21 protein-coding genes are annotated in these 22,799 nt (G+C 46.9%); 6 read left to right on the top strand and 15 right to left on the bottom strand.

Going from position 1 to position 22,799, the window contains the following annotated elements; all coding sequences use genetic code 11:
- Positions 1 to 9: 9 nt before the first annotated feature.
- From accC to ACQY6Q_RS03350, 4 genes are all read right to left on the bottom strand, one after another.
- The gene (accC, locus tag ACQY6Q_RS03365; RefSeq protein WP_427977865.1) at positions 10 to 1,353 is read right to left on the bottom strand and encodes an acetyl-CoA carboxylase biotin carboxylase subunit; all 1,344 of its coding nucleotides are present in this window, start codon (positions 1,351 to 1,353) and stop codon (positions 10 to 12) included.
- A 12-nt stretch (positions 1,354 to 1,365) separates the two neighbouring features.
- A complete protein-coding gene (gene accB / locus ACQY6Q_RS03360; RefSeq protein WP_427977862.1) occupies positions 1,366 to 1,815 on the bottom strand; it encodes an acetyl-CoA carboxylase biotin carboxyl carrier protein in 450 nt (149 codons plus the stop codon).
- Between the two features lie 33 nt (positions 1,816 to 1,848).
- The gene (gene aroQ, locus ACQY6Q_RS03355; RefSeq protein ID WP_427977860.1) at positions 1,849 to 2,298 is read right to left on the bottom strand and encodes a type II 3-dehydroquinate dehydratase; all 450 of its coding nucleotides are present in this window, start codon (positions 2,296 to 2,298) and stop codon (positions 1,849 to 1,851) included.
- A 143-nt stretch (positions 2,299 to 2,441) separates the two neighbouring features.
- Positions 2,442 to 3,827 carry an MATE family efflux transporter gene (locus ACQY6Q_RS03350; RefSeq protein ID WP_427977858.1) on the bottom strand — a complete coding sequence of 462 codons (1,386 nt, stop codon included), beginning with the start codon at positions 3,825 to 3,827 and terminating at the stop codon, positions 2,442 to 2,444.
- Between the two features lie 75 nt (positions 3,828 to 3,902).
- Here ACQY6Q_RS03350 and ACQY6Q_RS03345 point away from each other — a divergent pair, with 75 nt between their 5' ends.
- Entirely contained in the window at positions 3,903 to 4,817 is a 915-nt protein-coding gene (locus tag ACQY6Q_RS03345; RefSeq protein WP_427977855.1) for a helix-turn-helix domain-containing protein, read from the top strand.
- A 13-nt stretch (positions 4,818 to 4,830) separates the two neighbouring features.
- On the opposite strand, the gene ACQY6Q_RS03340 is transcribed toward ACQY6Q_RS03345, so the two are convergent.
- The 5 genes from ACQY6Q_RS03340 to ACQY6Q_RS03320 all read right to left on the bottom strand — a co-directional run bounded on the left by ACQY6Q_RS03340 (position 4,831) and on the right by ACQY6Q_RS03320 (position 11,140).
- Complete coding sequence (locus tag ACQY6Q_RS03340; protein WP_427977852.1) at positions 4,831 to 5,193, bottom strand: rhodanese-like domain-containing protein; 363 nt, start codon at positions 5,191 to 5,193, stop codon at positions 4,831 to 4,833.
- Between the two features lie 146 nt (positions 5,194 to 5,339).
- The gene (acs, locus tag ACQY6Q_RS03335; RefSeq protein ID WP_427977850.1) at positions 5,340 to 7,292 is read right to left on the bottom strand and encodes an acetate--CoA ligase; all 1,953 of its coding nucleotides are present in this window, start codon (positions 7,290 to 7,292) and stop codon (positions 5,340 to 5,342) included.
- Positions 7,293 to 7,582: 290 nt separating this feature from the next.
- A complete protein-coding gene (locus tag ACQY6Q_RS03330) occupies positions 7,583 to 8,386 on the bottom strand; it encodes a family 16 glycosylhydrolase (protein WP_427977847.1) in 804 nt (267 codons plus the stop codon).
- Positions 8,387 to 8,699: 313 nt separating this feature from the next.
- A complete protein-coding gene (locus ACQY6Q_RS03325) occupies positions 8,700 to 9,332 on the bottom strand; it encodes a 3'-5' exonuclease (RefSeq protein ID WP_427977845.1) in 633 nt (210 codons plus the stop codon).
- Positions 9,333 to 9,340: 8 nt separating this feature from the next.
- Complete coding sequence (locus ACQY6Q_RS03320; RefSeq protein WP_427977843.1) at positions 9,341 to 11,140, bottom strand: DUF294 nucleotidyltransferase-like domain-containing protein; 1,800 nt, start codon at positions 11,138 to 11,140, stop codon at positions 9,341 to 9,343.
- A gap of 209 nt (positions 11,141 to 11,349) precedes the next feature.
- Here ACQY6Q_RS03320 and ACQY6Q_RS03315 point away from each other — a divergent pair, with 209 nt between their 5' ends.
- Both ACQY6Q_RS03315 and ACQY6Q_RS03310 read left to right on the top strand, forming a co-directional pair.
- Positions 11,350 to 14,871, top strand: a complete 3,522-nt coding sequence (locus ACQY6Q_RS03315; RefSeq protein ID WP_427977841.1) for a hybrid sensor histidine kinase/response regulator — start codon at positions 11,350 to 11,352, stop codon at positions 14,869 to 14,871.
- A gap of 36 nt (positions 14,872 to 14,907) precedes the next feature.
- A complete protein-coding gene (locus ACQY6Q_RS03310; RefSeq protein ID WP_427977839.1) occupies positions 14,908 to 15,384 on the top strand; it encodes an AAA family ATPase in 477 nt (158 codons plus the stop codon).
- 60 nt (positions 15,385 to 15,444) lie between these two features.
- On the opposite strand, the gene ACQY6Q_RS03305 is transcribed toward ACQY6Q_RS03310, so the two are convergent.
- A complete protein-coding gene (locus tag ACQY6Q_RS03305) occupies positions 15,445 to 16,779 on the bottom strand; it encodes a methyl-accepting chemotaxis protein (protein WP_427977836.1) in 1,335 nt (444 codons plus the stop codon).
- A gap of 222 nt (positions 16,780 to 17,001) precedes the next feature.
- The gene (locus ACQY6Q_RS03300) at positions 17,002 to 17,904 is read right to left on the bottom strand and encodes a LysR family transcriptional regulator (protein WP_427977834.1); all 903 of its coding nucleotides are present in this window, start codon (positions 17,902 to 17,904) and stop codon (positions 17,002 to 17,004) included.
- A gap of 156 nt (positions 17,905 to 18,060) precedes the next feature.
- Here ACQY6Q_RS03300 and ACQY6Q_RS03295 point away from each other — a divergent pair, with 156 nt between their 5' ends.
- The 3 genes from ACQY6Q_RS03295 to ACQY6Q_RS03285 all read left to right on the top strand — a co-directional run bounded on the left by ACQY6Q_RS03295 (position 18,061) and on the right by ACQY6Q_RS03285 (position 19,842).
- Positions 18,061 to 18,690: a DsbA family protein gene (locus ACQY6Q_RS03295; protein ID WP_427977831.1), complete on the top strand. Its 630-nt coding sequence runs from the start codon at positions 18,061 to 18,063 to the stop codon at positions 18,688 to 18,690.
- A gap of 79 nt (positions 18,691 to 18,769) precedes the next feature.
- Complete coding sequence (locus ACQY6Q_RS03290) at positions 18,770 to 19,381, top strand: NAD(P)-dependent oxidoreductase (protein ID WP_427977829.1); 612 nt, start codon at positions 18,770 to 18,772, stop codon at positions 19,379 to 19,381.
- Between the two features lie 77 nt (positions 19,382 to 19,458).
- Positions 19,459 to 19,842 (top strand): VOC family protein, encoded by a 384-nt coding sequence (locus ACQY6Q_RS03285; RefSeq protein ID WP_427977827.1) that lies wholly within the window; start codon positions 19,459 to 19,461, stop codon positions 19,840 to 19,842.
- Positions 19,843 to 19,894: 52 nt separating this feature from the next.
- Here the strand turns inward: ACQY6Q_RS03285 and ACQY6Q_RS03280 are convergent, their stop codons facing one another.
- The 4 genes from ACQY6Q_RS03280 to ACQY6Q_RS03265 form a co-directional block, all read right to left on the bottom strand.
- Complete coding sequence (locus ACQY6Q_RS03280; protein WP_427977883.1) at positions 19,895 to 20,557, bottom strand: response regulator; 663 nt, start codon at positions 20,555 to 20,557, stop codon at positions 19,895 to 19,897.
- Positions 20,558 to 20,621: 64 nt separating this feature from the next.
- On the bottom strand, positions 20,622 to 21,230 hold the full coding sequence (locus ACQY6Q_RS03275; RefSeq protein ID WP_427977825.1) for a LysE family translocator: 609 nt from the start codon (positions 21,228 to 21,230) through the stop codon (positions 20,622 to 20,624).
- A 279-nt stretch (positions 21,231 to 21,509) separates the two neighbouring features.
- Entirely contained in the window at positions 21,510 to 22,277 is a 768-nt protein-coding gene (locus ACQY6Q_RS03270) for a substrate-binding periplasmic protein (protein WP_427977822.1), read from the bottom strand.
- Between the two features lie 82 nt (positions 22,278 to 22,359).
- The gene (locus ACQY6Q_RS03265) at positions 22,360 to 22,569 is read right to left on the bottom strand and encodes a cysteine-rich CWC family protein (RefSeq protein WP_427977820.1); all 210 of its coding nucleotides are present in this window, start codon (positions 22,567 to 22,569) and stop codon (positions 22,360 to 22,362) included.
- Between the last annotated feature and the right edge of the window lie 230 nt (positions 22,570 to 22,799).

Raw genomic sequence — 22,799 nt, 5'->3', positions numbered from 1 at the left:
GTCTCGCCGTTAGGACAGACCGAGTTTTTTCTCTAGGTAGTGAATATTGGCACCACCAAATTGGAAGTTTTCGTCTTGCATGATTTTTTGTTGCAGCGGAACGTTGGTTTTAATGCCGTCAATTACCAGCTCAGATAAGGCGTTTTTCATGCGAGCAATCGCAATATCACGGTTCTCACCATAGGTGATAAGCTTACCTATCATTGAGTCATAGTAAGGTGGGACGGAATAACCGGCATAAACATGTGAGTCCCAGCGGATCCCCATGCCACCTGGCGGATGGAAACGGTTAATGCGGCCCGGAGACGGAATAAAGCTCTCTGGATCTTCGGCATTAATACGGCACTCAATGGCGTGGCCAGTGATTTTTACCTGATCTTGACTGAACGACAAAGGCTGACCTGCGGCAATCCGCAGCTGCTCTTTGATTAAGTCGATACCAGTGACCATCTCGGTAACCGGGTGCTCAACCTGAATACGGGTGTTCATTTCAATGAAGTAGAACTCACCATTTTCATATAGGAACTCAAAGGTACCCGCTCCGCGGTAGTTGATCTCCAGACATGCGCGAGTACAACGTTCACCAATGTAACGGCGCATATCTTCGGTAATGCCGGGGGCTGGTGCTTCTTCCACCACTTTTTGGTGGCGACGTTGCATTGAACAGTCACGCTCACCTAGGTGAATCGCGCCACCTTGACCATCGGATAGTACTTGTACCTCTACGTGGCGAGGGTTTTCCAAGTATTTTTCCATGTATACGATGTCGTTATTAAAGGCGGCACCGGCTTCTGCTTTGGTCATGGCGATGCTTTGGATTAGCTCACTTTCTTTGCGAACCACCCGCATACCACGACCACCGCCGCCGCCAGCCGCTTTAATGATTACCGGGTAACCAATGCGTTTAGCGATTTGAATGTTCTTTTGAGTATCTTCGCCCAATGGGCCATCTGAGCCCGGTACACAAGGTACGCCAGCTTTTTTCATCGCTTTAATGGCTTCAACTTTGTCACCCATCATACGGATGGTCTCGGCCTTAGGACCGATGAAGATAAAACCACTTTTTTCAACGATTTCAGAAAACTCAGCGTTTTCTGACAAAAAACCATAACCAGGGTGAATGGCTACTGCATCGGTGACTTCGGCGGCAGCAATAATCCGCGGAATATCAAGGTAGCTGTCGGTGGCGGCAGGCTTACCAATACAGATGGATTCATCAGCTAACAAAACGTGTTTTAAGTCTCGGTCGGCCGTTGAATGCACCGCTACTGTTTTAATTCCTAACTCTTTACAAGCGCGTAAAATCCGTAAGGCAATTTCACCGCGGTTAGCAATAACTACTTTATCTAGCATACAAATGCCTCTTTATTCGATGATGAATAGCGGTTCATCAAATTCAACAGCTTCGCCGTCGTCGACTAAGATGGCTTTCACTACGCCGGCTTTGTCTGCTTCGATTTGGTTCATCATCTTCATCGCTTCGATGATGCAAAGTGTATCGCCTACATTCACTTGTTGGCCTTCTTTAACGAATGGTTCAGCCTCTGGTGAAGATGAACGGTAGAAGGTGCCCACCATTGGCGATAACAATTGGTGGCCGCTTGGGGCTTCGCTAGCTGCTGGTGCGGCTGGCGCAGCAGCAGCTGCAACTGGAGCCGCAGCCACAGGGGCCGGCATAGGTGCGTGTACTGCATGGGTCGCACCGCTGAAGTTACGGCTAATACGAACCGATTCTTCACCTTCAGTGATTTCTAGTTCGGCAACGCCTGATTCTTCAACTAATTCGATTAATTTTTTAATCTTGCGAATATCCATAAGGGCTCTCTTTATCGTATTTGGTTAATTACACTACTGTTGCTGCAGCTTGTTTACCGCTGCAGTCAAAGCAAACTGATATCCTTGACTACCTAGGCCACAGATCACACCTTCTGCCTTATCGGCGAGATAAGAATGATGGCGGAAGGGCTCTCGTGCGTGCACGTTAGATAGGTGGATTTCTATAAAAGGGATGTTAACACCCAGTAAAGCATCTCTTAGTGCTACACTGGTGTGAGTGAATGCCGCAGGGTTGATGATAATAAAATCTACTTCACCCATGGCTTGGTGAATGCGCTCAATGAGCTCACCTTCAATATTTGATTGGAAGTCAGCAAGGCTAACTCCCAAGTCGCTGGCTTGAGCGTGTAACTGTTCAACAATGTCGCTTAAGGTTTGGTGGCCGTAAACCTCGGGCTCGCGTTTGCCTAATAGGTTTAAATTAGGGCCGTTAAGTAACAAAATCGAGAATTTATTAGTCATTTTCGTTGAAAAGCCAGCTTAAATTGGAAAACGTGTCAATGGATACAGGTTAGCACATTTTTTTCAGATGAATGTGCTAAGCCATCGGCATTTTTCGCAATTATAGGGATTTCGCAGAAAATGGCAGCATTTTTCTGGTCTTATCAGTTAGTTTCGACCATGGGCTCTGTTGTTAGGTTACGCAACCATTTTTTCTGATGCATTCGCCAAAAACACAACATTGCTTTAAATACTTCCTCACTAAGCGCAATGCAGTATGCGGTGATAAGGCTTACGTCGAACACCATAATAGCGATAGTGGTGAGCATTAATCCTACCCCCCATTGGCTAAAGGTATCTGACATCAGACAGAAACTATTATCGCCACCACTTCGAAGAATGCCGTTAATCAATACCATGTTAAAGATACGCAACCAGGTTGAGGCCGCCAAAATTAACACCAAAGTTTTTGCCAAAGTTAGCGTTTCAGCTTCGAGCGCGCCAAACAAATTGAGTAAGGGATAGCTTAATAACCAAATCGCTACACCAATACCGAGAGCGGCAATCGGGCTAACCAATAATGACAGACGTGCGTCTATCCAGGCTTGGCAGAAATTATTGGCGCCTAGTTTATTGCCCACCATAATGGAACAGGCGCTAGAGAAACCAATGAAGCAAGAAATGGCGATGCCTTCGATTGGGCTTATTAAACTCATTGCTGCCAAAGCGTTGGTACCTAGTTGGCCATATAAGGTAGCAAACATAAAGACTCCACTCGACCAAATGGCAAAGTTGATAATTAACGGGGCTGCTAGCTTGGTGTACTTGACTAACTCTGCACGCTTAAATTGCCAAAAACCAACCAAACATGCCTTGACGAGAGGGTGAGATTGCCAGCGCAAGCTTAGCCACAATATGCAGATTTGCAGTGCGCGCGCGATAACCGTTGCCACGCCTGCGCCAACAATGCCCATGGCCGGAATAGGACCAAAGCCAAAAATTAGTAATTGGTTCAGTGCCACGTTGGCGATAACCGCAAAAATACTGATATAGAGTGGCAATTTAGTATTGCCGCTGGCGCGCAGCGCTGACTCCAGAACAATGACCGGCAGGGTAAACAAGATCATCAATGCTGTAGCATGAATGTAATCACTGCCTAGGGAAATTAACAGGGGGTCACTGCTGCCCCAATGCATGATCACTTCGGCCTGACTATACATAAAGGCTAAAGTAATAAGGGTAAACACTAAACCGGTGTAAAACGACAAGGCAACCGTGCGACCAATGGCCTGCCAGTTTTTATTACCCCAATGCTGAGCACTTAAGATGGCGCAAGCTGTAGAAAAACCATTCAAAATGATAATCGCCACAAAAAAGGCGCGGCCAGCATAACCTACAGCTGCCACTTCGGCATCGCCTAAGGTAGCTACCATTAATACATCCACTAAAGCTAACAGGCTTAGCAATACGGCTTGTAAAGAAATGGGCCAAGCAAGACGCCAGAATTGCTCAAGCCAAGGGCGATTTAACGATGTAGGAACTGTATGCATAGCGACCTCAAAACGTGACCTTCATCAGGTGAAAACTATCCTAGGTTAAAAAATAACCTAACAAACTTGGGCGCAATGCTATCTTATATTCTGGATATGCCACATAATCGAATCTATCAGGAATATGTTCAAAACTATCATATGGAAAAAATAGACTGGCGTGAACGTTTCGACATAGGCCCTGCTTGTGTTGAACACTTTTTAACCCGAGAGCGTTTCTCCAAGCTCAGCTCTTTACAGGTGAATCTGGCGGGGGTTTCTTATATTCGAGGTGAGTATTTAGTCTGTCGCCGAGCGCCACAAGAGCATACGGTGTTGATCTCGATGGCAGGTGAAGGCAATTTGCATACGCCAGAATTACGCCATCGAATTACCGCTAACGAGTTGGTTATTCTGCCTGCGGGTACCCACTATTCCTTGAGTTTAGCCAGTCATTTCTGGCGGCATAATTGGTTTCAATTCTCCGCCGATGTGCGTTGGTATCGCTTTCCCCAAAAAGCCAAAGTGATAAAATTCAAGAGCAGCCAAAATATCGATAAGTGCTTAAAGATGTTGTTGGAAGAAGAGCGCTCAGCCAATGCCGATCCGCTGATTGAGTCGCACTTAGTTCAGCTATTAAAACGTTATTTGTTACACCTGCTTAAACCCTTAAAGCAAGGGGAAACCAGCCCATTGCACAGCCTGGAGCAACAATTACGGGCCAGTTTGCACTACCCTTGGACGGTTAGCCAGATGGCACAACGTTTGTCGGTATCGGAAGCACATTGTTATCGTTTGTTTCAACGCGAATTTAACTGTAGCCCGAAACAGTATTTAAGCCGTTTACGCTTAGAGCATGGTAGCTACCTATTACGCGAAAGCCGTTGGTCGATAGAGGTAATTGCTAGTCAGTTAGGTTATCAAGACGGCTTTGCTTTTGCTCATCGTTTCAAGAAGAGTTTTGGCGTATCGCCGGGGCGTTATCGCCGTCAGCACCAAACGCCAGACTAAGCGCAGTTAACCTTTAAGGCTGTTTGCTGGCTTGCATTTCCGCTAACCCGCCGCCATTAATAACATGCTTGTAGCCCATGGCTTCCAATACTTGTAGGGCATAAGATGAGCGATTGCCAGAACGGCAATACACTACAATGGTTTGCTCTTTGTCTGTGGTTAAGGCGTTAATATGTTGGGCCACTTGGGTATGGGGAATGTTATGTGCCCCGGCTAAATGCTCTTGCTGAAACTCTGCTTGGCTGCGGACATCTAAGATTAAAGCTTGTTGCTGTTGTATCGCACTCCACGCTTGTTCGGCACGCTCTGAGGCAGTGCCGAAGACGCTGTAAGTCAGTAGCAGCGCAAGGCTAATTATTTTGGCGAGACTCTTCATGTTTATTCCCTTTATGAAGTTTAAGCGTAATTAAGAAGAAACATTATAGCGCGAGCCAATTTCTATGCATCGGTTTTGTGGTTTTGTGCGCAGGTATAGAAAGAGAGAGAAGTTTGCCAGCCGCCTGAAGACGGCTGGCGACAGGCTTAAGCTGCGTTCGATTTTTCTTGGATCAGTTTATCCACCACCGATGGATCGGCGAGGGTAGAAGTATCGCCCAGTGAATCGGTTTCGTTGGTGGCAATTTTACGCAAAATTCGACGCATAATCTTACCCGAGCGGGTTTTGGGTAGGGCTTCCGCCCAATGCAAAATGTCGGGAGTAGCAATGGGGCCAATTTCTTTGCGTACCCATGCTTTCACTTCTTTATGCAGTTCGGCGCTGGGTTCTTCACCAGCATTTAGCGTGATATAAGCGTAAATCCCTTGGCCTTTAATTTCATGAGGCACACCCACTACAGCCGCTTCAGAAATTTTTGGGTGGGCCACCAAGGCGCTCTCAATTTCGGCAGTGCCCATCCGATGGCCACTCACATTAAGCACGTCGTCTACGCGGCCGGTGATCCAGTAATAACCGTCTTCGTCGCGGCGTGCTCCGTCCCCTGTGGTATAAGTGCCGGGGAAGGTTGAGAAATAGGTTTGCTCAAAGCGTTCATGGTCACCGTAAACGGTACGCATTTGCCCTGGCCAACTGTCTTTAATGATTAAGTTACCTTCGGCTGCGCCTTCTAGCTCGTTACCTTCGTTATCTACTAAGGCGGGTTGCACACCAAAGAAGGGACGGGTAGCCGAGCCGGGTTTTAAGGCGGTGGCGCCGGGTAGTGGAGTAATTAAGATACCGCCGGTTTCGGTTTGCCACCAAGTGTCGACAATCGGACAGCGTTCGTCACCAATGGTGCGGTAGTACCATTCCCAAGCTTCTGGGTTAATCGGTTCTCCCACCGAACCCATGATTCGCAGGCTACTGCGTTTAGTGCCTTGAATTGCCGCATCGCCTTGTGCCATTAGCGCGCGAATCGCCGTGGGAGCGGTATATAAAATAGTCACTTGGTGTTTATCACAAACTTCGCTCATTCGTGCGGCGGTAGGGTAGTTAGGCACGCCTTCAAATAAAATGGTAGTGGCACCATTGGCTAGCGGACCATATACCAAGTAGCTGTGTCCGGTAATCCAGCCCACATCGGCAGTACACCAATAAATATCACCTGGGTGGTAATCAAACACATATTTAAAGGTCATGGTGGCATAAAGGAGATAACCGCCAGTGGTATGTAATACCCCCTTGGGTTTACCGGTTGAGCCCGAGGTATAAAGAATAAACAGCGGATCTTCAGCGTTCATTGGTTCTGGGGTACATTCTTCCGGCTGGTTCTCGGTGGCTTCGTGCCACCATACATCGCGCTCACTATTCCAATCTACTGCGCCGCCGGTACGTTTAAGTACTACTACGCTTTTAACAAAACTACATTCTGGGTGAGCCAAGGCTTGGTCTACATTGGCTTTTAGTGGCACGCTGCGTCCGCCACGAACTCCTTCATCGGCGGTAATGACGTATTTGGAGTTGGAGTCAATAATGCGTCCGGCTAGGGCTTCAGGAGAAAAACCACCAAATACGATGGAGTGCACCGCGCCGATTCGGGTACAAGCGAGCATGGCTACGGCAGCTTCGGGCACCATTGGCATGTACAAACACACCACTTCGCCTTTTTTAACCCCTTGGGCTTTCAGCGCATTAGAGAACTGACAAACTTGCTTATACAACTGTTTGTAAGTGAGTTTGCTATCTTCTTCGGGATTATCGCCTTCCCAAATAATTGCCACTTCATCGCCACGTTCTTGTAGGTGACGGTCAATACAGTTGGCGCTAACGTTAAGTAGGCCATCTTCAAACCATTTAATGCTCACGTGGCCGGGATCGTAAGAGGTGTTTTTTACCGTATTGAAGGGTTTAATCCAGTCGAGTAACTCGCTACCGTGTTTTCCCCAAAATTGTTCAGGCTGGGTGATCGACTCTTGATACATCTCTAAGTACTGCTGATCGTTCAGCAAGCAGCTCTCTGCAATATTTGGTTTAACTGGGTACAGCTTCTGTTCACTCATATTCCTCTCCTTGCTTCCTCGTGATGAGGCGGGACATCGTCTTTGACGTTTTGGATGTGCCTAAGACTGGCACCGACCAAGGTTGTCGACAATTAGACTTTTGGTTAATTATTTGTGAAGAATTGTAAAATACCTTATTAATCAAAATTATCTTTTATGTTGCAATACTAAAGTGAGAGGCGGCTCACGGCTTGTGAAGCTAGTGGCTAAGCGAAGGCTGGTCGGAGTAGTTAGGATAAGTAGGACAAAGTAGCCGCCTGGCTGAAGCAAGGCGGCTAGAGGACAAAATTTTATTTAGTGCTGGCGTCTTCAGCTGTCAGACTAAGCACCAGTTTGCCGTCAACAATCTTGGCATTCTTTGGTGAAAAGGTAACCAGGTTGGACTCAAAACCCCAATCGCCTTTACCCCAACGTTTTTCATCGAAGCTGTTAAAGTCGTCACGCCAAGCTAGACTAAACTCACCATTATCTTTGTATTCGTAATATTCCATCCAATCGATTTTTTGATGCAGTGGCAGGCTTTGGGGATTGAATTTACCTACCCAATCGGCGGCGGCAGAAATCCAAATGTTACTGCGGTAGCTTTGCGGCGTATTACGCATGTCGCGAACTTGTTTAGAGCTTTCTGCCGTATCGTGACGCACTGTTTCGCCGTTTACCTGCCAAATGATTTCATTCGGGGTCCAGATTAGAGTGTACTCCACAAACTCGTTAACTTGAGGTAGCTTATGGATCTTTTCTGAATGGATCCGCTTATTGAGTTTGCCAGTGATCATATTGGTTTGCAGTTGTTCGGGATGTTTGCCAATTACCTCAAAATCAATTTCTCGCCATGGCCGTCCTTCTCCCTGCCAAGATTCGTCGTCATAGGTAAAAAATGAGGACACCACTCCCGGTGCCGAAACTAGCTTCATGCGGGTGACAAATTTACCGTAAAGTACCTTATCTAAACTAAATACTTCGGCACCAAATAAGGCTTTATCACTAAGGTTTAAAGAGCCAGTTTGGGCAAGAGTATCTTGGTTGGCTGGCTCTGCTAGTGCGTTGAAGCATAGCGCGCTACTGAGTACCACAAGTAGACAGGTTTTTTTCATTACAACATCCGTTAGCTGATTGAGAAGGAGCTCTAATTTAGCTAGCAATGAAAGTGCTTGCTAGTGCTGATAGTGAGTGTTTGCCACTTCTGTGATTTTCCACTAGTTAGCTGAATAGTCCATGAAATGTCTATCGAACTTGCTCTGCGAAATACTGAGTCGTTAAGCGGAGATCTCAGCGGGTATGGCACGAGTGGGGCGCGGACCAAAGCGTAAACGCAGCTAAATCATGGCGGCGGTCGATGATTGCACATCAAGGGCTTAAGCTTGTCTTGATGACGCCTCGATAGCGGAATAGATAGGTGAGGTAAAGTTAGGCTGAGATCGCTTTAGGTATGGCCGTCGTGGGGCGCGGACCAAAACGTAAACGCAGGTAAATCATGGCGGCGGTAATGGCATCATCAATCGCTTGGTGGCGTCCCGATAGTGGAATAGAGAGGCTGCGACAAATATGAGTCAGATCTTGATTGGGGCTGATCCCTACATGGTCAACATGCACTTTATCGGCAAACATGCGGCCTACATCAATGAGCGGGTTTAGCAGCCTAAAACCATAGAGTTGTTTGCAATGGCGGTTGATTATTCGTTGGTCGTAAGCAATGTTGTAGCCAACAATGGGGCGGGGGCCAATAAATTGCAGTAAACGCGGTAGTGCCTGTTCAATCGGGTAGCCTTGCTGTAAATCGCTGTGGCGTAAGCGATGCACTTTAATTGAGTCACCGGCTAGTTTATGGGTTGGTAGTACTTTTAATTCGAAACTCTGGCTGGCGAGGATCCGATTTTCCCGAATAAGCACCGCTCCCATTGAAACAATGTCGGCTTGTTTGGTATTGAGGCTGGTGGTTTCTAAATCTAGCGCTACGTATTCCTTTCCTCGATAGGCTTTAAACAGTGGGGCAAACTCACTGTGGCGAAATTTTTGCTGATAATATAAACGTTGCAGCATTCGCGCCTCTAGTAATCTCGAATGTTGAAATGCAGGGCGAGTAATTGTTTAAATTTTTTTACCACGTGCAAGCCGTGGCGCAGCAAGTCACGTTGGCTGTGATTGAGCTGGTCGACTTTTAATACATGATAATCTTGTTCGGCTTCGGCAGGAAACAGCTGCTGAATACGCAGTTTAAAAAACAATAGCAGCGCTTCGGTGAGGTTGGCCGCGGTATCTTCGTCAAGCACCTTGAGTTTGGCCAATTGTTCAATACGTTCTAGGGTATTGGTGGGGCTAATGGCTTGCTCTAGTGCCAGCGCGCGTATGCCATGAACAATCGGAAAGATGCCGCCTTTTTTAATGTCTAAACCGGCCTGTTTGGATTTAATATTGCCAAATAGCGTCAGCGGCGTATGAAACTTAAGCGCGGGTTGGGCAAAAAACGCTAGAGTGACACTGCGGTTGGCCATTTGTGCCATGAGATCTTTGCGTAACCTACGTAAGAGGCTTTTATTGCCGGCAATGGCGTGTGCATCAAGCACTATCGCCAGATTCATCATGGCATCGCCATGGCCGGTCTCGATCCAATTGGCAATGGTTTTGCTCCACTGACTTTGTTGTTGAACCCATTGAGGATTGTTCACCATGATGTTACCGGGGCAGGGTGGGTAACCCAGTTGCAGCAAATACTGGCTAAATTGCTCTAGCTGTTGTTGTTTCTCTGGCCAGTCGTAGCCATCTTCAATGACTAAGCCATTGTCTTGGTCGGTCTTAACAATCTGTTCGCCGCGTCCTTCACTGCCCATCACCATCAAGCAAATATGGTTGTGGTGCTGGTGAGGAATGCTGAGTTGAAATACTCGGCTGATGATTTGCTCGTTCATGGTGGCTAACAGCTTCATGATGAACAGGGTACGAATGCCGTTGTTACAGAGGTTTTCCACTAATTTATTGAGAGTATGGGCGGCTTCACTGAGTTCTTCGATGGTGGTGGCTCGGGCGATGCGTAGCGCCAGCACGTGAGAGTGAGTGGAAAACAGACTTAACACATGGGCCATTTCTAAAATGCCGATAATCTTTTGCTGTTCTTTCACCACCACTCGCTCAATGCTGTTGCGAGTCATTAATAACATGGCGTTGAACAGAAATTCCCCTTTATTGACGCTGATTAAATTGAAGTTAGCCAGTTGGCTCACTGGGGTGTCTAAGGACTGCTGTACCAACACTGCCGCATGCAATAAGTCGGTGCCAGTTAACATGCCAAAGCAGCCATCGTGGTTCACCAGCAACGATTCGAGTTTTTGTTCACGCATGATCACCGTGGCCTGTTGCAAGGAGGTTTCCCCTTCGATGACGACCGCAGGTTGGACATTTTTTTCGTCGATGGTGGTAAGAATAAATTCGGCTAGGTTTTTATTGCCTTCTCGGGATTCGACTAACTGATGGCGAGTTGCCAAGTCACGTTGAAAGTAGTCCCCAAAGTCGCTGTTTTCACTGACCAACTGGCGAAAAACTTTGCTGGGAAGGGCATAACACAGCGTTTCTTCTAGTGCCACGTAGTCATGTTTAGCGTAACCGCCAAATTGCGAGCGTACATCAAACCAATCTTCTACAGTGTAATGGGCAAATACTTCGGCATTGTTGTCGGCGCGCTCTTCAACTTGGCCTTTAATCACAATAAATAGATAACTGGCCTGTTCGCCAGCTGTGACGATTTTCTGTTGGCTTTGAAAGTAATGAATATCGAGATTAGTCGAGACCTGTTGGCGTTGCTTGGGGTCAAGTTGATCAAACGGTGGGTGCTGAAAATTAAAATCTGTGCTCATCGCGCTACCATCTATGTAAGTGTGTCATTTACCCCTATTTCTCGCGCTATTTTATTTTTGTGTAGTGCGTACTTTTCAAATTGGGTGGATAGATTAGTCACAGTTAAGCATGTTCTTTTTTGCTACCGTAACCTAGACGACTTTAGTCTAAATGGTGCTCTAGCGCCTGCTTATTACGGTAGTGTGGATCACAAGGAAATAAATTCGGAATGCAAATGGTGAGTGAAGGTTGGTTCGTCATCCCCTTGTCTTTAGCTTATTTGGGGCTGTTATTTGTTATTGCTTATTATACCGACCAAAACCTGACAAAACGGCTACGTTGGCAGCCGCTTTTTTATAGTTTATCGATAGCCGTTTACTGTACCTCATGGACATTTTACGGCACCGTTGGCCAAGCCAGTGCTAATTTCTTGTCGTTTATTCCCATTTACCTTGGCCCCATCCTATTGTTTATTTTTGCTTGGCGCTTATTGGCGCGAGTGGTGTTGATTGCCAAGCGAGAACACATTACCAGCATTGCCGACTTTATTGCCGCCCGTTATGGAAAATCCCAGACCCTGGCGGTGGTGATTTCGCTGATCTGCATTGTTGGCATTTTGCCTTATATTGCTCTGCAATTACGCGCCATTGTGATGGGCTTGGACCTATTTGGCGGTGAAGCGATGCGCCAAGCTGTGGGTAAGGGCAGCAGTTCGCAAATCGCCTTGTTTGTGAGCATTGCACTGGCCATTTTCACCATGTTATTTGGTACTCGACATATTGACGCCACCGAACATCACCGCGGAGTGATTGTGGCTATCGCCTTTGAGTCGTTGGTGAAGCTGGTGGCGTTTGTTTGTGTGGGCTTATTGGCGGTGGGGTTGTTATGGGATTTGCCGGAGCCAGCCCAGCTTAATATTCAGCAATCTTTGGTTAGCAAATGGCAAGGGATCAGTCTTGCTGATATTAGTGATTTAGTTGTGGCTACCTTGTTGGCGATGTCGGCGGTATTGTGTTTGCCTCGGCAGTTTCACGTGACGGTAGTGGAAAACAATCAAGTCAACGATCTTAAAGCTGCCCGTTGGCTGTTTCCCGCTTACTTATTGTTATTGGCGATATTTGTATTGCCGATTGCTTTAGTGGGAGACGCTTTGTTGCCAAGCAATACTCCGGCCGATCACTACGTGATTCAACTCCCCTTAGCAGTTGGCCAAGAGTGGTTGGGTATGGTGGCCTTTCTGGGGGGGACTTCGGCAGCCAGTGGCATGGTGGTGGTATCGACTATTGCCTTAGCGATTATGGTGAGTAACGACTTGGTGCTGCCCTTACTATTGAAGCAAGGCGGCTTAAGTCGGCGTAACTTTGCCCAATTTAGCGAGCTGTTGCTGAATGTACGCCGTACCACTATTTTGGTGATCTTGCTGTTGGCTTGGGGCACCTTTTTGATGTTGGGGCAAATAAATAATTTGGCCGACATTGGTTTCCTTTCTTTTGCGGCGATAGCGCAACTGGCGGTGCCTTTAGTGTTGGGATTGTATTGGCGCGAAGGTAATCGCACCGGGGTGTATGCCGGTTTAGCGGTGGGCATGAGCCTGTGGCTTTTTAACCTAATGAATATGACCGATAGTTTGAGTCCGTTGGTGGGTAGTGCTTGGTTAATGGATTGGTTAACCGCGCCTGAGCTGGGCGGACAAAAACTGATTTCTGATGGCAATTGGGGCATTTTGTTGAGCTTGTTAGGTAATCTTACGGCTTACCTATTAGGTTCTAAGGTGTCTAGTCCGGCGGTGTCTGAGTGGCTGCAAGCCAGTAACTTTATCGGCCAGAGTAGTAAAAATGACGATGCCGCTGCCCTGTATCATTCTAAGGTGAGTGTGGAAGAGTTACACATGCTGGCTTCGCGCTTTTTAGGCTCGCAGCGCATTGGCGAAGCCTTCACTAAATACGCGCAATCGCGCGACTTACAGCTTAGCCCTAACCAGCAGGCGCCAGTGGCCTTAATTGCCGAAACTGAACGAATGCTGGGGGGGGTATTTGGGGCTTCTTCGGCGCGTTTGGTATTAGGTTCGGCACTGCAGGGTAAACAAGTTCAATTGGAAGAGTTTGCCTCGATTGCCGAAGAAGCCTCGGAATTATTGCAATTTAATAAACATTTGCTGCAAGGCGCTATTGAACACATCGATCAGGGGATCGCGATAGTTGACCGTGAGTTGAAACTGGTGTCGTGGAATCGCCGCTATACCGAGTTATTTGAATTCCCCAAAGGTTTGATCGTAGTTGGGCGCCCCATTGAAGAAGTGATCCGCCATAACGCGGTGAATGGTTTATGTGGCCCCGGCGATATCGACGAGCTGGTGGCGCGTCGGGTTGAGCACTTACATCGTGGCAATAGTCATACTTCTTCGCGGATCCGCCGTGATGGTCGAGTGATTCAGGTGCAGGGTAACCCCATGCCCAACGGTGGTTATGTGATGACTTTTAGTGACATTACCACCTTCCGCCAAGCTGAAGACATGTTAAAACAAGCCAACGAAATCCTTGAAGCAAGGGTGGCTCAGCGAACCCAGCAATTGTCGTCGATTAACCAGCAACTGGTTCAAGCCACTCACGCGGCTGAGCAGGCTAACCAGTCTAAAACCCGTTTCTTAGCGGCGGTAAGCCACGATTTAATGCAGCCCTTAAATGCGGCCAAGTTATTTACCGGTTCATTGTTGGAAATTGATTTAGACAAAGAGGCGAAGTTCCTCGCCTCTAGCATTGACCAATCGCTGTTTTCTGCAGAAGAAATCATCAGTGATTTGCTGGATATTTCACGGCTTGAATCAGGCCGAGTGGTAGTCAGTAACGAGCAGTTTGAGATAGGCCATCTACTGGATCATATTCATGCAGAGTTTATCCCCTTGGCTCAACAGCAAAAGGTGGAGTTAAAGCTGTATACCAGTAAATATACGGTGCGCAGTGACAGTAAGTTGCTGCGGCGAATTTTGCAAAACTTCCTCACCAATGCCTTGCGCTATAACCCTAATGGTAAGGTTTTGTTGGGCAGTCGTCGCCGCGGTAATAGCTTGCGTTTGGAAGTATGGGATAACGGCCCCGGCATTGAAGAGAGCAAACAGCAGCAAATTTTTGAAGAGTTTCAGCAATTACATAAATCGGGACGAGCACGCGAAGAGGGGCTGGGTTTAGGTTTGGCCATCGCTCAGGGCTTTGCCGAGTTACTAGAGCTGCCGATAGGCGTAGAGTCGACGGTGGGCAAGGGATCGGTATTTTATGTTACGGTGCCGATTGTGGAAGCCAACAAAGTGCAGCGGACTAAAGCCAGAGAAGGCATCGAGATTAGCACGACTCAAGGGGCCAAAGTGCTGTGTATCGACAACGAACCGGCGATCCTTTCAGGAATGGAGCAGCTATTGAGCCGTTGGGGTTATGAAGTCATTTGTTGTGAAGACGCCGATACCGCTGAAGAAGTAGTAGATGGTGGCTGGATACCGGAGTTGATTTTAAGTGACTACCATTTGGACTACGATAAAACAGGCTTAGATGCGCTGCAAAGTTTGATTCATCGGCGTAAACTTCACTGCCATGGTATTGTGATTAGCGCCGACAGACAAGCCGATTTAATTGATAAGGTGAGGGCGCAGGGCTTTGCTTATTTAAGTAAGCCACTACGACCGTTGCGCTTGAAAAAGCTTTGCCAGCAATTGTTGAACAGCCATAAAGGGGCGAATGATTGGTTGAAGGCCAGCTCATAGTTTGCGACTCATCGTATTTTAAATAATAGAGGTCTAATGACGAAGATTTATGGAATTTGTGGTTTTATTGGGGCGGGGAAAACCACCTATGCTAAACAGCTCGCCGAAACCACCGCGGCTTTTCGTTGGTCACCCGATGAATGGATGATTCCGTTATATGGTGAGCATATGCCGAGGGAGCTGTTCGAGCAGCGCTTAAACAGTGTGACGGATTTATTTAAGCAAGCTACCTTGCAGCTGAGTGCGATTGGTGTGCCGGTTATCTTTGATTTTGGTTTTTGGCAGAAGGCCAAGCGAGATGCGTTTCGCCAATGGGCGAAAGCCAACCAATTGGAGCTAGAAATGCATTATTTAAATGTGCCTTATTCGGTGTGCAAGCAGCGAGCACTAAAACGTAATGCAGAAATTACTGGGCAGCAAGCCTATCAAATGACTGAGACCATGCTTGAGTTATTTTGGTCTTGGTTTGAGGTGCCAAAGGTTGAAGAGCAACTGCTTTGGATTGAGCCTTAGCCTTGCTGGGCGACTGCAGCGAGTAAACTGTAGTCGCCGATTTGACTGGGCTTGTTGCGATTAATCGAAGCGCGAACTATGCACGTGCAGTTTATTTAACTCATCAATGGTTTCTGCTACTTGAGTCGCTCCTTGTTCAATGGTTTGCATTAATTGCCCAGCCTCAGTTGATAGTTCTAGCGCTTTACTGGCTTGAGCTTGGCATTTAGCAATTAGATTTACCGCCACATTGGTACCGCCAGCGTTGTCGGCGACCACCCGGCTAACTTCATCTGTGGTGCGGTTGGTGCGAGCCGAGAGCTCTCTTACCTCATCGGCGACGACGGCAAACCCTCGACCCTGTTCTCCGGCCCGCGCGGCCTCAATCGCGGCATTCAACGCCAATAGGTTGGTTTGTTCGGCAATGCCGCTAATGCTATTTAATAGCGCACTAATTTTTTGTGAGTTTTCATCTAAGGAGGCGATAGCATTAGTCGCCTCTTGCATTTGCACTGCCAGAGTTTGCATGGTTTCGATAGTGTTATCGATAATTTGTCCACCTTGATTGGTCTGCTCTCGGGTTTCGTTAGATACGCCATAAGCGACCTCGGCAGCGCTGGAAACCGCCTGTTCCTGATTAACTTTATCGGTAATGTTGGTAGCAAATTTCACTATTTTATAGAGTTCGCCGCGGTCATTATGTACCGGATTATAAGAGGCTTCGAGCCAAATGGTTTGACCGTGTTTATCAATGCGCTTGAAGCGGTCACTGATATACTGTCCTCTAGCTAATTGCTGCCAAAACTGCTGATATTCAGCAGAACTACTTTCGGCTTCGTCACAAAACATGCGGTGATGTTGGCCAACAATTTCGTCCTGCTTGTAACCCATCACTCGTAAGAAGTTGTCGTTAGCTTTGAGTACGATACCTTCTAGGGTAAATTCAATAGTGGCGGTTGAGCGTACCAAGGCTTTCATCATATCTTCGTGTTCGCGAGATGATTGAATGGTGCGAGTAAGCTCAGAAGCAAACACGGTGTAGTGTAATAACCGGCTGTTAATATCGAAAATTGGCTGAATAATGGCGCGTAGCCATGCTACCGAACCGTCTCCCTTTACCAGCTCGAAGGCGCCATTCCAGTGTTTGGCGTGGGCAATGGTATCTTTCATTCGTTGAAAGTGGCTGGTATTTTTAGCATTTTCTGGCACCAGTTGAGTAATGTGTTTAGCTTGAATGTCAGTGAGGCTTAGTCCGAGCTCTTGTTCAAAAATCAGGTTTACGGATGAGACTTTGGCTTGCGCATCTAGGGTCATTCTTATCATGTCACTGTCTAAGCTATCTCTGGCTTGTTTAAGAGTGTGTAGCTCTTCTTGTAAGCGTTGGTTTTCTTGTTTTAAGGACTTAGATAAGAACATGGGCTCTCCTGAATATAGATTCATCAGTATTTATACTGTAGACGAACATTGATTGTTTAGTTAACTCCCCCCGCCTTAAGTGCAGAGTCAGTCAGCTCGCTTTTATACTTACTCGCTTATTGGTTTGCTTTAGCACCTTAAGGTGGTTTTGTTGCGATGGGTAACTTACGTGTTGCCGTCCTTTTTAGATCTCATCTGTTACACAAAGATTTTGTAAGTTGTTTATAGACGGAAGTACTGCCACTGGCCGCTACTAAAGAATGCCACTAGATGGTCAATCAAGGCTCGCACTGCGGGTGGTTGGTATTTACGCGAAGAATATAGCGCATAAACGTTCATGGTTTTGGGTTGCCATTGGGGTAATAGCTGGACCAGCTCTCCGCGTTGTAAGATTTCATTCACTAAGTAGGTGGGCTGTAAAGCCACTCCCATTCCTTGTAAGGCGGCGCTTAACAGCACGGTAGCTTCATTAGCGCTAAAGGCGCAATTTACCGCCACCGAACGATGTTGCTGTTGGTAAGTGAAATGCCAAACATGTTGTTCAAAGTTTTTATAGCCTAGGCATTGCTGGTGGCTTAAATCGGCCGGTTCGGTAATGGCGGGTGCCTTGGCTAAATAACTGGGCGAGGCAACCAGAACTGAATCACATTGGGCAATGCTGCGACCAATTAACGAAGGATCGGGCTCGGCGGTAATACGTATGGCTAAATCGATCCGCTCGCTAGTTAAGTCCACCGCTTGGTCTTGCACGTTGACATCAATTTCCACCTTGGGGTGCTTTTGAGTAAAGGCGGCAATGGCTGGAACTAATTGGGAAAAACCAAAGGACATACTCACCGCAAGACGGATTTTCCCAGCTAATAGCTCATCCTGCGTTAATTGGTATTGCAGCTGATGGGCTTGTTCTATCCAGCTTTGTAGCTGGGGCAGCGACTGTTCGCCAGCGGAAGTGAGTGCTACCTTGCGAGTGGTGCGATGAAACAATCGTACGTTGAGCCAGCTCTCTAAACCATCTATATAACGGGTAACCATGGCTCTAGACATGGCTAAGCGTTTAGCACTCTCGGTAAAACTTGCGGTATTGGCAAGGTCGACCGCGACTTTGGCGGCGGTGAGTCGATCCATGATTAGCTCTTTTTTTGAAACAATGATGCTAATTATTAGCTATATATCAATACTAATTCAAGCGCTAGACTGCAGTTATTACACAGTGAGAAGCGCGGCTTTAAGTAGCGCATTTAGTTTGCGTTGCTGGGGCAACGCTATAAGTAGAGAGACAAGATGATTAAGGTTCACTACATTTTTGATCCGATGTGCGGCTGGTGTTATGGCGCATCGTCACTACTTAGCCAGTTACAAGAGATGGATGATATTGGGCTTGAGCTGCATCCCGGCGGCATGATCCAACGCGCGCCTTTAAGCGCCGATTTTCGCCAGCATGTGTTGGTGGCTGATCAGCAAATTGCTATACAAACAGGACAAGCATTTGGCGAGGATTATCTGAAAAAAATACGCAGTAATCAGCCGATGATTTTAGATTCTTATATTACCGCTCAAGCAATTCTAGCCGTAGCGTCTTTAGGTTTAGCTCCAATGGCGATGTTACAGCTGATTCAAGAGGCGCATTATCAGTATGGCGTGGCGGTAAGCCAGCCTGAGGAACTCGCCAAATTGGCTAGTCAGCTTGGGGTTTCACTTGCAACATGGCAAGGCGCCATGGCTGAGGCGAAGACTCAGCTAGAGCCGAAAATTAACCGTACGCGAGCGCTAATGCAGCAGTTTGGTTTATCGGGCTTTCCCAGTTTATTAGTAGAGCAAGACGGCCAATGGCGCAGTCTTGGTTTGAGTGAATTTTATACTAAACCTGCTCAGTGGCAGCAGTTTTGGCAAGTGCAGTTGGCTTCTAGCTAAGCGCGCTAAATGTAGTCGCTGCCAAGCTTAAACTTAGGCAGTAAACCAATAAATTAGATGAATTTAAGAGGATATAATTATGGCAAATGTAGCATTGATTGGTGCTTCAGGAAACGTAGGTACGCGCCTGTTACAAGAATTGTCTGCACGTGGACATCGTGTCACTGCAATTGCTCGACATCCGGAAAAAGTGTCGCCATTAACTGGCGTGAATGCTCAGTTTGGTGATATTAACGACGCTACAGCGATGGCCGAGCTGCTTAAAGGCCATGATGCGGTAGTGAGCTCTGTGGGCTTCCTAAATAGCAATGCTAAGGACTTAGTTGATTTGGTGCGCCAATCTGGGGTGAAACGTTATCTGGTGGTAGGTGGAGCCGGAAGTTTATTACTTGGGTCGGGAGAGCGAGTGATTGATCAGCCTGATTTTCCACAAGAGTATCGCGCAGAAGCGACTGCCGGCGCTGAGTTTTTAGACGAAATCCAGAAGGTGAGCGACCTTGATTGGACGTTTATCTCCCCCTCTGCCTTGTTCATTCCGGGCGAGCGAACTGGGCAATTTCGCCTAGGTAAAGACCAGTTGTTAGTGAATGAGAATGGCAGTAGCATTTCTTATGAAGATTTCGCCATTGCCTTGGTTGATGAGTTAGAGCAGCCAGCACACATTAAACAGCGTTTCACCGTGGGTTACTAAATCGTTTGGCTTGCAGTCTCTGAGATGCAGGCCTTGCGTAGCGTTAACTCTCCATTAATGAAATACAAGGAAGAACTATGTTTAGTCATATCATGCTTGGGGTGAATGATATGCCAGCTTCCAAGCGTTTCTATGATGCCATTATGGCGGTATTAGGTCATGCTGAAGGGCTAGTAGATGAAAAGGGGCGTTGTTTATATCTGAGTGATAATGGCGTTTTAGGTTTAACCATGCCTATAAATGGTGAAGCCGCGACCCATGGCAATGGCATGACCATCGGTTTTACCGTGAGTAGTCCTGAGCTGGTGAATGCGTGGCATGCCACAGGGCTCGCGCACGGTGGAACGGCTTGTGAAGAGCCGCCGGGAATTCGAACCAGCGCGACTCGAAGCCTTTATTTAGCTTATCTAAGAGATCCTGCTGGTAACAAACTTTGCGCTACCCACTTTGTTACCAATTAAGCTGAACGGAAAATAAACAACCCATCCACCAATAGTGGGCTGGGTTGTTGCCCTAGATTTCGTGATCTTCCGGGCTGGGCTCCAGTTCTAATTGTTGCAGTGCAATAACCGCTTGAGTGCGGTTTTTAACGTTTAGTTTGCGGAAGATGGCGGTCACATGCGCCTTAATCGTGGCTTCAGATACATTCAGTTCGTAGGCAATTTGCTTGTTGAGCAAACCTTCGTTCAGCATTACTAGCACTTTGTATTGTTGCGGGGTTAAGCTAGCTAGGCGCTCGGCTAAAGGATCTTCTTCTAATTGCTGGCTGAAGCTTATGCCTTCAGGAAACCAGTCATCTCCCTCAATGATATGCTGAATCGCTGCCACCAGTTTTTGTAAAGGGGTGGACTTGGGGATGAAACCGGTGGCGCCAAGTTGCTTGGCTTTTTGTACCACGGCGGCTTCTTCGCTGGCAGAAATGACCACGATAGGCAGTTCTGGATATTGGCCATGTAAGTGGGTAAATGCCGAGAAGCCATTTGCGCCCGGCATTTTCAAATCCAGTAGTAATAAATCAGGCTCACGTTGCTGCTCTAAAAGTTGTAGTAGGTCGTTAACATTCTCAGCTTCTTGCAGCTGAGCATCGGGTACGGCTGTATGAACTGCCTGCTGAAGAGCACTACGAAACAAGGGGTGGTCATCAGCAATAATGATCTTGTAGGAGTCTTCCATAATGCGGTTATTCTGCCTTTTTTTTGAACATAGCACCAAGCACCGCTGGATTCAATTTAGTTAATTGTTAACTGTGAAGGCCGAGCAAAGTTCCCATTCCCAGTAAGCTAGTACCACTGAATCGATTGACCCATTGTTGGTAGTGTTGCAGCTTAACTTGTACTCGGTGGTGAGATAAAACCTTCAGCAAAACCCCCCATAGCAATGCGGTTTCTAGCAATAGTGCCGCCGCCAAAATAAGCTTCTCGCTGAGTAATGTTTCTTGGCCAATAAACTGACTAAATATACTAACTACAAATACCAATATTTTCGGATTCAGTAGATTACAGGTTAGCCCGCTTAGCACCACGTTTTTCGCCCGTTTGGGCTGACGTTGAGCACCAAATTCAATCGCGCTAGCACCTGAGAACAGGGTTTTTAGGCCGATAAAAATGAGGAAGCCAGCGCCGCTCCAACGGAGTAATTCAAACAATAAAGGGGATTGTTTTAGCAGTAAAGACAGTCCGCCTACCGCAAAGCTAATATGTAAACTAAAGCCCAGTAATACGCCGAGCACACATAGAGTGGCCTGGCGCGTATTATTGCTGGCATGACGCAATACCAGCACCATATCGGGACCGGGACTTAACATGCCCAATAAGTTAATTAATAGCAGTGCGCTTAATGCTTCTAACACCGTTTATTCCTTGTATGTAAATCAAGAACCAAAGCGGCGCTAGTGTAGGAGTAATCGAGAAACGGTTAAATGGAATTTTGGTTGTTTTAAGTATTCCAAAATGGAATTTTTTGTTTATGGTTGGGTTCAAAAAATGAGCCTTGGAAATCCAGCTAAATATATTGATATGGCTTAATTATTTAGAAATGTCAGTAGCTTAGATTGTTGGCTAAAAAAGTGGCTTTGGCTCAAGTCATATAATACTTAGAGTTTGGCTTATCTGATGAGCTACACAATGGCTTAAGGATTTAAGTACTTGTCGAGGAGTTTTTGGTGGTCACCATTGCTTTTAAGTCTGTCTAAGGCAGCTTGCCAACGTTGGACTTCGTCGTCGGGTAAGCTTTTGTTAGCAGCAAGGTACAGTTCAGACTTAAATATCAACAGTGGGATTTTTTCTAAGGTAGAGCTATCGATATTCAGTTTATCGAGGTTATACATTACGCCTAAGTCGCTGTCGCTGATGGCAACATCGAATCTGCCGATACTTAGCATTTTGTAAATTTGCATGCTGCTGGTGGCAGTACTGTCTAAATTGTTAAATCCGAGTTCGCGTAACCGCTGAACAATGATGCCTGCATGCCGAGTTCCGATTCGGTCTACGCGTTTTAAGTCTTCTAGAGTCTCGGTTTTTATGTTGCTGTCTTTTCGTTTATAAAAATATACCTCGGTTTCCACCAGAGGACCTATCCACTTGTATTTATCTTCCCTGTTCGGAGTTCTAAATAACGAGAACATCAACGTATTTGAGCGGGAGGCTAGCACGCGGGTACTGCGCATGCTGGGGAGTATGTCGATGGGATAGTTGCGGTTCATCAAAGTCATCATTTGCTGGACCAGCTCAACGGAAAAGCCTTTTAGGTGGCCGTCTTCTTCGTAGTTAAAAGGAGGCCATTGTTCGGTTACCAGCAAGATACTTTGTTGGGGTGGGGAGGCTAGGCTGACGGCGCTAGAGCCAAGCAAGATTACTGGTAACAGCAATAGGCGTATTATCGCGACAATTGTTTTCATAGAAATGGCTTATGTGTTTTTACTCTAATGTCTATTTAAACTGCCAAATTAATTATAAGTAAAGTTGCTATTGATACGCCGCTCAGGATGTTTTGCTGGCAATCAATTGTTCGAGTTGAGCGGCCACTCGTTTGCTTAAACAGCGTCGACAATAACAAGCCCCAGCATTTGAGCTAGAGTCCAGAGGCAACACCGCGGGCATCTCCATACACCAACATTGCCGGTTGGCGCTGCAGCTAAAAGTCACACCACATTCTGGACAAGTGCGAGAGGGTTGCTGATATTCTGCCATTGCAGTTGCCTAAGGGGAGCGGATTTGGCTCTAGCTTAAGTGATTTTGGGCCAAGCTGCCAATGTACAAAGATAAGCTTAGGTCATGGCTTGATGAATTTGTTGGCGAAACCAACTGTGGGCCGGATCGTGATGATTACGATGGTGCCAAATTAGCGAATATTCAAAGGCTTCGCTATTAAAGGGCAGTTCAACAATAGCTAAGGGGCGTTGTTGTACCAATAACTGAGC

Source organism: Agarivorans sp., assembly GCF_050295395.1.
In the GTDB taxonomy this organism is placed as follows: Bacteria; Pseudomonadota; Gammaproteobacteria; order Enterobacterales; family Celerinatantimonadaceae; genus Agarivorans.
The sequence above is the reverse complement of the archived record's forward strand: the minus strand, read 5'-3'. Positions and strand labels throughout refer to the sequence as shown.

Coding starts and splice junctions, on each gene's coding strand:
- ACQY6Q_RS03345 (WP_427977855.1), top strand. CDS start 3,903: ATGCTATCTTATATTCTGGATATGCCACATAATCGAATCTATCAGGAA.
- accB (WP_427977862.1), bottom strand. CDS start 1,815: ATGGATATTCGCAAGATTAAAAAATTAATCGAATTAGTTGAAGAATCA.
- acs (WP_427977850.1), bottom strand. CDS start 7,292: ATGAGTGAACAGAAGCTGTACCCAGTTAAACCAAATATTGCAGAGAGC.
- ACQY6Q_RS03290 (WP_427977829.1), top strand. CDS start 18,770: ATGGCAAATGTAGCATTGATTGGTGCTTCAGGAAACGTAGGTACGCGC.
- ACQY6Q_RS03295 (WP_427977831.1), top strand. CDS start 18,061: ATGATTAAGGTTCACTACATTTTTGATCCGATGTGCGGCTGGTGTTAT.
- accC (WP_427977865.1), bottom strand. CDS start 1,353: ATGCTAGATAAAGTAGTTATTGCTAACCGCGGTGAAATTGCCTTACGG.
- aroQ (WP_427977860.1), bottom strand. CDS start 2,298: ATGACTAATAAATTCTCGATTTTGTTACTTAACGGCCCTAATTTAAAC.
- ACQY6Q_RS03325 (WP_427977845.1), bottom strand. CDS start 9,332: ATGCTGCAACGTTTATATTATCAGCAAAAATTTCGCCACAGTGAGTTT.
- ACQY6Q_RS03315 (WP_427977841.1), top strand. CDS start 11,350: ATGCAAATGGTGAGTGAAGGTTGGTTCGTCATCCCCTTGTCTTTAGCT.
- ACQY6Q_RS03350 (WP_427977858.1), bottom strand. CDS start 3,827: ATGCATACAGTTCCTACATCGTTAAATCGCCCTTGGCTTGAGCAATTC.
- ACQY6Q_RS03340 (WP_427977852.1), bottom strand. CDS start 5,193: ATGAAGAGTCTCGCCAAAATAATTAGCCTTGCGCTGCTACTGACTTAC.
- ACQY6Q_RS03320 (WP_427977843.1), bottom strand. CDS start 11,140: ATGAGCACAGATTTTAATTTTCAGCACCCACCGTTTGATCAACTTGAC.
- ACQY6Q_RS03330 (WP_427977847.1), bottom strand. CDS start 8,386: ATGAAAAAAACCTGTCTACTTGTGGTACTCAGTAGCGCGCTATGCTTC.
- ACQY6Q_RS03310 (WP_427977839.1), top strand. CDS start 14,908: ATGACGAAGATTTATGGAATTTGTGGTTTTATTGGGGCGGGGAAAACC.
- ACQY6Q_RS03270 (WP_427977822.1), bottom strand. CDS start 22,277: ATGAAAACAATTGTCGCGATAATACGCCTATTGCTGTTACCAGTAATC.
- ACQY6Q_RS03265 (WP_427977820.1), bottom strand. CDS start 22,569: ATGGCAGAATATCAGCAACCCTCTCGCACTTGTCCAGAATGTGGTGTG.
- ACQY6Q_RS03285 (WP_427977827.1), top strand. CDS start 19,459: ATGTTTAGTCATATCATGCTTGGGGTGAATGATATGCCAGCTTCCAAG.
- ACQY6Q_RS03300 (WP_427977834.1), bottom strand. CDS start 17,904: ATGGATCGACTCACCGCCGCCAAAGTCGCGGTCGACCTTGCCAATACC.
- ACQY6Q_RS03305 (WP_427977836.1), bottom strand. CDS start 16,779: ATGTTCTTATCTAAGTCCTTAAAACAAGAAAACCAACGCTTACAAGAA.